The sequence below is a fragment of the Methylobacterium cerastii genome (genome assembly GCF_022179125.1).
Classification (GTDB): domain Bacteria; phylum Pseudomonadota; class Alphaproteobacteria; order Rhizobiales; family Beijerinckiaceae; genus Methylobacterium; species Methylobacterium cerastii.
In genome coordinates this window covers 71,128-78,484 of the sequence record NZ_BPQG01000028.1, presented here as the reverse complement: position 1 = coordinate 78,484, position 7,357 = coordinate 71,128, and the positions used below count along the sequence as shown (strand labels likewise).

The window sequence follows — 7,357 nt, the reverse complement described above, 5'->3', positions numbered from 1 at the left end:
CCTCGACGCTGGCCGCCAAACGCCGGAGCCTGGATCGGCAACTGGGCGCCATCCTCGCCACGCCGAGCCGCTGCGACCTAACCCGCGACCTGCAGGCCAAGATCGGCCGGGCGCGCCGTCAGCTTCTGGTGTTTCTCGACCATCCCGGTGCCGTCGAACCGACCAACAACGGCTCGGAACGGCTGCTGCGTCCGGCCGTGATCCAGAGGAAGATGACCAACGGCTACCGCGCGATGTGGGCCGCCGAGGGCGAGGCCGCCATCCGCACCGTCGTCGATACCGCGCGCCTCACCGGCAGTGGCTCGTTCGGCACCATCCTCAAAACCATTGGCGCCTGAACCCTACCATCATGGGGGTGGGTAATTACTGTTCGGATCGCTGATCGAGGTGCAGGCCGCCATCAAACGCTTCATCGCCGAGAGCAACGGTAATCCGAAGCCCTTCGTCTGGACCGCCGACCCGGATCGTATCATCCAGGCCGCAAAGCGCGGGCACCAAGTGTTAGACTCGCACCACTAGGAGTTGTGTTTTGACCCCAGCTAGGGGAGGCCCCGGTAAACGCTACCGGTGGTCAATCTGACCACCCCCAGTGCAAAATTTGCACCTCCCCCTGGTCAATCTGCCCCCCCCGGCATTTGCTGCCCCTCCCACCAAGCACTGAGTGCCGGGGTGCTCTGTGTGAGCCCCCCCTTATCCGGCAGCTGCGAACATGCGCGGCAGGCAATTTCGCATCCTGACGGGGGCTGGCGCTTCATCCGCCGCCTTTTCAACAGAAGGGGCTTCGGGCGCCGCATTTTTCGCCGGACAGGCCATTCGCAGCGTCAGCGAGAACAGCGCGACCGGCCGGCGTGACCGTCGGCGCGAGACGGCAGAGCCGACGCACGTGCCGCGAGCGTCCCAAGCCGGCCTTTTCGGCTTGTTCGAGGTGTCGCCACACTGCCAGTTTGCTCCACCCGGTCACGCGGCGCAGAATCTAGGCGTGGGGTTGCATGCTTCGGGCGACAAGGCGGTCGATTTCGACCATCAGCACGATGCAATCGAGGCCGACTGGGTTCCGATGCAGCGCGACGATCCCCGCGCAGAGGGCATCCAGCGACAGGGTGGGCGGTGTCAGTGAAACGTGTTGCACGGCCAACCCTTAATGCAGTGTCGTGACGGCGTCGGACCGGCCGAGCAACCGATCGAACATGGCCGACCAGGACGGGGCGAGCGCGTAGCGGGCCGGACCACGGGTCACGATGCCGGCCGGGATCAAGACACCCTCCCGGACCAGCCCACGGCACACAGCCTCTGGAGCGAGCCCACCGGCTGGGGTGGCTGTTACGCGACGATGGTTGCCGAGCAACGACAGCATGGTCCGCCGATTCTGTTCTGGAACCCGGCTGTTCAGCTTCGACATGAAGTCAAACATCTCGGCATTTGCGTCGCCGTCGCGCGTCACATCCATGATCGTCGTCCATGTCTTCCGCAGTTGCTTCACCGCCTCATCACGAAGCAGTAGCAGTTTATCAACGATCCCAGCATTTGACGATGCCTTAAGCCTTTTCAAGGCTTGAGTTATGCGTGAAGATCGGGAAAAAACGATCTCAATTCTGATTCTTTGGGTTTCTTTTGCATAGACTTTGAGACGGATGCTCTTGGTGAGATTGAGGTAGCCGACCGTTGCATTGCGGGCATTTTCGGTTCCCACGAATGTCCGGGTCTCGGATGCATCATCGGCGGCGCATAGAGCGCCGCAGAACGCCGCCGCCCATGACAGCGCGTCCCGATGGAAGAACTCGAACTGCACCTCGCACTTGCGGATGGGACCGAACCCGGCGCGGTCGAGCTGCGCGCGCGACTCTGCAGGGACCATCCGATCGACGAGGAAGGTGCGGACCTTGTCGGTGTACGTGCGCAGGATGCCGGTCCACCATGGATCGCGGTCGCAGAACGCCGGAACCTGCGCAGGCGTGGTCAAGACGTTGTCGCCCCCGTCCAGGGTCTGACCTGAGAGCGCTTTCGCGACCGCTGGGTTGGGTCGCAAGGCCTCGAGCGGGGGGCGTAGATGAATTGTGCCGGGGGTCGGGTCCGGCTGGTGCGCGAGAAACCGTGTTGGGTTGAGCTGAACGCGCAAGGTGACGATGAGAAGGTTTTGGCCGGTCGGGATGTCGACTGTGCCGGTAGCCTCGAACAGCGCCGTGCCCGGGCGTGTATCGAGGTGCCACGACTGACTGCTCCGCGGACGCAGGCGCAGCACGTCGGTCTCACGGCGGCCGCCGAGGCGGCGCAACACCGTTTCTAGCTCTTGGGGTGCTCCCCTTACCTTAGCCGTGAACTCGACCTCAACGAAGTCGTGCCGGGCATCCTGGCATGGGAACAGGAAGTCGAATTCCCGGCTTGCGTCCATCCGTTTCAGGATCGGCCGCGTGCGCATCCTGACAGGGCGCGTCTGCCCCTGACTCGGGTTTTCGAACGGGCTACGGGCGGGCGGTTCCCGTTCTGCGCAGTTGCGCACTACGCCTTCGGAAGAACCCCTCCCGCCGCTTCGCGACGTGAGTTGATGGGGTCGGTTTTTCTTTTTTCCGGTTGGGGCCGGACCGGCAGGCGTCGGGGTGCTCATAGGGATTGTGCCGCTTTATTAAATGCACCGACAGGGCCGGGGCCGTGCAACGCGTTGCACCGTTTCACTGTGCTGCGTCGGCCGGCTTCGGGTTGAGGGCGCGATGGACGCTGCCCTTGCCGATCCCGAGCCTGGTGGCGATGGCGGCCATGGACAGGCCCTCGGCAGCCAGGGCCGCGATCTCCGCCGCCTTGGCCCGCGCGGTCGGCTTCCGGCCCTTGTACGCGCCCTCGCCCTTGGCCTTGGCGATACCCTCGCGCTGCCGTTCGAGCATGATCTCGCGCTCGAACTGCGCCACGCCGCCGAGGACGTTGAGCATCAGCCGGCCGGTCGGGGTTGCGGTATCCACGCCGAGATTGACGATGCGGAGCGCGACGCCCTTCGTCTCTAGAGCGGTGATGATCGTGCCCAGGTGCGTTACAGACCGGGCGAGGCGGTCGAGCTTGGTCACCACCAGCGTGTCGCCCTCCCGACAAAACTCCACGGCGGCATCGAGCGCCTTGCGCGGAGCTACCGACGAGACCTGCTCCGAGAATAGCTTCTCGCAGCGAAGGGTCTTGAGGTCGCGCACCTGGGCTTCCAGACCGGCGTCCTGTTCCAGTGTCGAAGTGCGAGCGTATCCGACGAGCATGCGCGTTTCGGTCCATTTCGTTCCACTATGGTCTTAGATGTGTAACAAAATCTGTTCCAAATATCAAAAACCATTTCAACGGAACTGCTGAGACCTGCGTTTGGAACGTTCCCTTATAGCAAGGCCTATTGGAACGAGGGCCAGTCTGCGGCGAAGCCAGGATGACGGGCGTCAAGCGCAGCGAGAGCAGCCGCTTCCTCGGCAGTCGAACCCGCGACACTGGCGAGCAACAGGCGTTCGAGGTCAAATATCGGGTCGCGCGGCACCGGGGGCTCGTGCCAGCCAGCATGTGCTCTGAGCCGGTCGACTGGGACGAGCGCGTAAAATTGGAGCAGCGCCCGCAGCTCGCGAAGAGCCCGGACGGCAATCCCATGGTCGCCCTCGGCATAAGCGGCGGCATAGGTGTGAGCAAGGCCGTCGACCGTCAGCCGGGCGTAGTCTTGCAGGGACGGGCCGAAGCCTTCGGTCGCTCGTGCGAAGAGCTGCGCCAACAAGGCAGCTGGGTCCGCCGGGACGGATGGGCTCGACGTAGAGGCCGGGGCTGCCGCCTGGGATGTCGGCGGTAGATGAAACGTTACTGCTCGGCCAAGATGCGAGGCACGATGGCGCTGGAGCGCGGACCGCGATGGGAGGCTGAACCGCGCCAGCACGTCGTCAAGCGAAGCGCCGGCCAAGAGGTCGGCGTCGATCAAGGCTCGATGGGCATGGCCACAGATGGAGCAGGGGCGGGGCATCGGATGTCTCCGGGTTTCGATACCCGCTCGTTTCGTTTCGAAACCGCGGATCGTCAGATCATGGTCGGCGCGGGCGCCGTAGCTTTGGCGCTCGCGGTGATGCTGGCGACCTGGAAACCTCATCCTCGGGTGCCTCGGTGTCCATGAGCGCTCCTAGATCGGGATCGAGTTGCTGGACGAAGATGAATACGGCGCCGAAGGATCCGCGACCGCGATGCGGAGCGCATCCAAGAGGTGATTGAACGCGGAAATCACGCAACTTGGCACGCGCCCCAGTTCCGCCGCGACATCCGCGATGGGTCGGCCCATCGCCAGGACTTGGTGCGCAGCGATGAGCGTCCCGCGAAGCTCCATCTCGGACCAGACTGCGTCCCAAGGTGCGTCAATCGGTCGGACATCGCTAGGCATCGGGACCGGCAGCTTGTCGAGCAGCAATTCGGGCGTGAAGGGGATCGGCGAGGTCTCTTCAATGTACTGAGTGTTCATGATTTGTACTCGTCTAAGCGGCGTGGGCGAATGGGGTGATATCGAGGTCGAAACCGAACACGGCCTCCAGAGCAGATGGCAGGATCCCTGGAAGGCAGTGCCGTAGGGTCAGCAGCAACTCTTACTATTGTGATGCCGTGCAACGCGTTGCACTGGCGGTACGGGATTGGGTCTGGACGTATTCGCGACACGCCGTTCGGATGATTTCAGACCGGGTAATACGCGATCCTAGCACACCTGATGTTCGTCGGGCAGCAAGCGCGTCGATTTCGTCAAGAAGCTCCCGTGGAGCTACCATACGAACTACCTGTGATTTCGACATTTCCGACTTCATCGCGCGAGGAACATACCTTAAAAGCTGCCGTTCCCCGCACTTCGGTGCTACGTCGGTTCGGCATGAACCTACTATGACCATCTTTTTAGGCGCGCAAGTTATTTGTGGAATTTTCTACTGAAATACATACCACGTGCAAGATCAATTGGCAGCAAAAATCACGATCCATTGTCAACTGAATATTCGGTCACTGGGTCATTCCTCGCGTAAACATGCTGCAGGAGGGAGGCATTCAGCTCGGTCCAAAGCCAGCCGGTCAGGTCAGGGTCTCGAAGTTGCGGTGGCCGAAACTTGGCGATCCGAGAAGCCGAGCCCGAAGCTCCGGCAAGCTTTTCGTGTCCAGCCACCGCGAATTCTCGTTCCAGATAACCCCATAAAAGATCGATACGGCTCAGCTTCGGTCAAGCGACGAACCCGAGGACCGGGTAAATTTGAAGCTGGTTTTCCAAGCCGTTTTGAACCACGCCGCCACGGCAAGTCCGGTTTCATGTCCGGAAAAGCTGATGAAAACGTCCGGATTTTTGAACTAAGATGTCCGGATGCCAGGATGGTTTCTGAAGCATTCCGGGACACCGGCGGCTCACGAGTTGAGGCATAACCTCCTCCAGCAACAGGAGTTTCTCGTGCCCCACATCCCCGTCAACACCCGCTTCACCGCCCACGCCGACCGTCGTGCCCAGCAGCGCGGCAAGCGTCGTGACGCCCTCGACCTCGTCTATCGTGCGGGGGACCGCGAGCGCCCCGCTGGCCGCAATCGGCGCGCTGTCAGCCTGACATCCCGTGCCTGCCGCGACCTCGTCGGAGAAGGCACCCCGCCCGAACTCGTCGACCGGGCCAGCCGCATCGAGCTCGTCGTCTCCGAGAACGACGGCTTCGTTATCACCATCCTGAACCGTCGCTGAGGAGGCACGCCGTGAGCGAACACGACCAGAACACCGGCGCGGTGATCATCGACTTCCCCAAGCCGAAGGATACCCCTGACCGGCCCAGGACGACCGTCGAGCGGGCGAGCCTGGCCGAGGTCGGCCGAAGGGACGAGCTCATCAAGATCCTCGCACCTCGTCTGACGTCCAACACCCAGATGCGGTGGGAGGACAGGCTCGTCCTCGCCCGCAACCTGCGCGACTATCTCGGCCGGCTCGAAGCTGCGGGCCGACTGGATGTGAAGAAGCTCGCCGATAGGGTCTTTGGCCGTCCCTTGGGCAAGGCACTCCAGGAGTACAGGCTTCCGAAAGGCATCGAGGACTTGGCCCAGTTCCGGAGCCGGTATCCGAACCGCCATCTGGCCGGGAAGCCGGTGCGCTACCACCAGATCGTCGTCGAAGCAGCCAAGCAGGCAGGCACCGACGAGCGGCAGGCCGTCATCGAACTCGCCCGCGGCTCAAGCCATTGGCCGGGTGCGGAAGACGTCGGTGATGAGGAGCGGCGCGCGGCCAATGAGGTCGCGGAGGTTCTTCGCCTCCTCCGCCTTCCCCTCGATGAGGTCCATCCCCTGGATGGGTACTTCGACGTCATCGAACGGCATCGGATACTCCCCGTAGGAGACGGTGACAGCCTTGCGTTCAAGCAGCTCGATGAGTTCGAGTGGTGGGTTCAGGATGCGTTCCCGGCCGTGACGCTCGCCACGAGGTGGCTCAAGACCGATCCCCAGGCCGTCGTCGTCGTGGTCTCAGACAACGCGGCCGGGAAACGCCTGCCTGACGCGGAGTTCGACAGACTCTACGAGCACCACCGCTTCTTCGAAAGCACCGTCTCGACCCGCCAGGTGTTCTCTTTGGGCATCGGACGGCTCGAGAACGGTACCGGCCCCGTAGGCATCTATCGGCATGAGGTCGTGGTGAGCAGCCGCAATGGGCACACCGTCGTCAGACAGTCCAAGGCTGACCGCCTGGGACCGGGCTGGAACTGCGTCGACATCAAGGTCGGCGGTCAGGTGGTCCAGGGCGCCTGGCAGTTGATGGACGCACTGCTCAATCCGCCCGATGAAGAGGATGCCTACGTCGATTACGACGAACGGCGAGATGTCACGATAATACCTCTCACCGCGGACTGGCTGCTCGACACCCGCGAGCGAGGATGGATGATCACACGGTCCATCGGGACTGGTGAACTCTGGCCGGTCGTGGCGAACTTTCGCGATAGCCGGCTCGGCCACGAGGACACACTGCCGGCCATCATCGAGCGCTGCCTGCTTGCCGATGGCGAGAAGTGGGGCCCGGTCAAGGAGCTTCGCGAGCATTACCACGTGGTATCCGCCGCCCTCAGGAAGTGGGTCGCGACCACTGACGAAAAGAACCGCGCGACTTTGGAGCGGATGGTCACCCGGCTGACGACCGGGGCCTCAAGCGAGATTGCAACCGAGGTGCCGGAGATGCCTGAAAGCTGAGCCGATACCAAGGCCTGTTCTCCAGACCGTATCATGCCTACGCATAGCGCATAACGAGTAGCGTTACGCACTACGCGCTACTCACCGGGCGTGAATCGACTTCGAAGAATGACCCCGGCAAGATCGAAGCTAACTCTTACATCGATCTGCAAAATTGACAAAAGGATGGAGGCACGATCGGCGC

9 protein-coding genes and 1 pseudogene are annotated in these 7,357 nt (G+C 62.6%); 6 read left to right on the top strand and 4 right to left on the bottom strand.

The features are described 5' to 3' along the window. The 3 genes and pseudogenes from MFF13_RS09855 to MFF13_RS09845 form a co-directional block, all read left to right on the top strand. Nucleotides 1–338, top strand: a 338-nt coding sequence (locus MFF13_RS09855; RefSeq protein ID WP_238272094.1) for an IS66 family transposase, incomplete at its 5' end; no start/stop codon positions are given. Nucleotides 339–384: 46 nt separating this feature from the next. Beyond that, nucleotides 385–519: pseudogene (locus tag MFF13_RS09850) on the top strand (IS630 family transposase); the annotation flags it as partial. Between the two features lie 190 nt (nucleotides 520–709). Beyond that, nucleotides 710–1,117, top strand: coding sequence for a hypothetical protein (locus tag MFF13_RS09845; RefSeq protein WP_238272093.1), 408 nt, complete (start codon nucleotides 710–712; stop codon nucleotides 1,115–1,117). A 21-nt stretch (nucleotides 1,118–1,138) separates the two neighbouring features. On the opposite strand, the gene MFF13_RS09840 is transcribed toward MFF13_RS09845, so the two are convergent. The 3 genes from MFF13_RS09840 to MFF13_RS09830 form a co-directional block, all read right to left on the bottom strand. Then, on the bottom strand, nucleotides 1,139–2,416 hold the full coding sequence (locus MFF13_RS09840; RefSeq protein WP_238272092.1) for a hypothetical protein: 1,278 nt from the start codon (nucleotides 2,414–2,416) through the stop codon (nucleotides 1,139–1,141). Nucleotides 2,417–2,666: 250 nt separating this feature from the next. Beyond that, nucleotides 2,667–3,233 carry a recombinase family protein gene (locus MFF13_RS09835; RefSeq protein ID WP_238272091.1) on the bottom strand — a complete coding sequence of 189 codons (567 nt, stop codon included), beginning with the start codon at nucleotides 3,231–3,233 and terminating at the stop codon, nucleotides 2,667–2,669. Nucleotides 3,234–3,358: 125 nt separating this feature from the next. Next, nucleotides 3,359–3,724 carry a hypothetical protein gene (locus MFF13_RS09830; RefSeq protein WP_238272090.1) on the bottom strand — a complete coding sequence of 122 codons (366 nt, stop codon included), beginning with the start codon at nucleotides 3,722–3,724 and terminating at the stop codon, nucleotides 3,359–3,361. Nucleotides 3,725–3,799: 75 nt separating this feature from the next. On the opposite strand from MFF13_RS09830, the gene MFF13_RS09825 reads away from it, so the two are divergent. Next, the gene (locus tag MFF13_RS09825; protein ID WP_238272089.1) at nucleotides 3,800–4,114 is read left to right on the top strand and encodes a hypothetical protein; all 315 of its coding nucleotides are present in this window, start codon (nucleotides 3,800–3,802) and stop codon (nucleotides 4,112–4,114) included. A gap of 6 nt (nucleotides 4,115–4,120) precedes the next feature. Here MFF13_RS09825 and MFF13_RS09820 read toward each other — a convergent pair whose 3' ends face one another. After that, nucleotides 4,121–4,453 (bottom strand): transcriptional regulator KorA, encoded by a 333-nt coding sequence (locus MFF13_RS09820; RefSeq protein WP_238272088.1) that lies wholly within the window; start codon nucleotides 4,451–4,453, stop codon nucleotides 4,121–4,123. Nucleotides 4,454–5,410: 957 nt separating this feature from the next. On the opposite strand from MFF13_RS09820, the gene MFF13_RS09815 reads away from it, so the two are divergent. Both MFF13_RS09815 and MFF13_RS09810 read left to right on the top strand, forming a co-directional pair. Next, complete coding sequence (locus MFF13_RS09815; RefSeq protein ID WP_238272087.1) at nucleotides 5,411–5,689, top strand: hypothetical protein; 279 nt, start codon at nucleotides 5,411–5,413, stop codon at nucleotides 5,687–5,689. A gap of 11 nt (nucleotides 5,690–5,700) precedes the next feature. Next, a complete protein-coding gene (locus MFF13_RS09810; protein ID WP_238272086.1) occupies nucleotides 5,701–7,173 on the top strand; it encodes a hypothetical protein in 1,473 nt (490 codons plus the stop codon). Nucleotides 7,174–7,357 lie beyond the last annotated feature (184 nt).

Bases quoted from the DNA above. Each gene is read 5' to 3' on its own strand.
- MFF13_RS09835 (WP_238272091.1), bottom strand. From the start codon at position 3,233: ATGCTCGTCGGATACGCTCGCACTTCGACACTGGAACAGGACGCCGGT.
- MFF13_RS09825 (WP_238272089.1), top strand. From the start codon at position 3,800: ATGAAACGTTACTGCTCGGCCAAGATGCGAGGCACGATGGCGCTGGAG.
- MFF13_RS09820 (WP_238272088.1), bottom strand. From the start codon at position 4,453: ATGAACACTCAGTACATTGAAGAGACCTCGCCGATCCCCTTCACGCCC.
- MFF13_RS09845 (WP_238272093.1), top strand. From the start codon at position 710: ATGCGCGGCAGGCAATTTCGCATCCTGACGGGGGCTGGCGCTTCATCC.
- MFF13_RS09840 (WP_238272092.1), bottom strand. From the start codon at position 2,416: ATGCGCACGCGGCCGATCCTGAAACGGATGGACGCAAGCCGGGAATTC.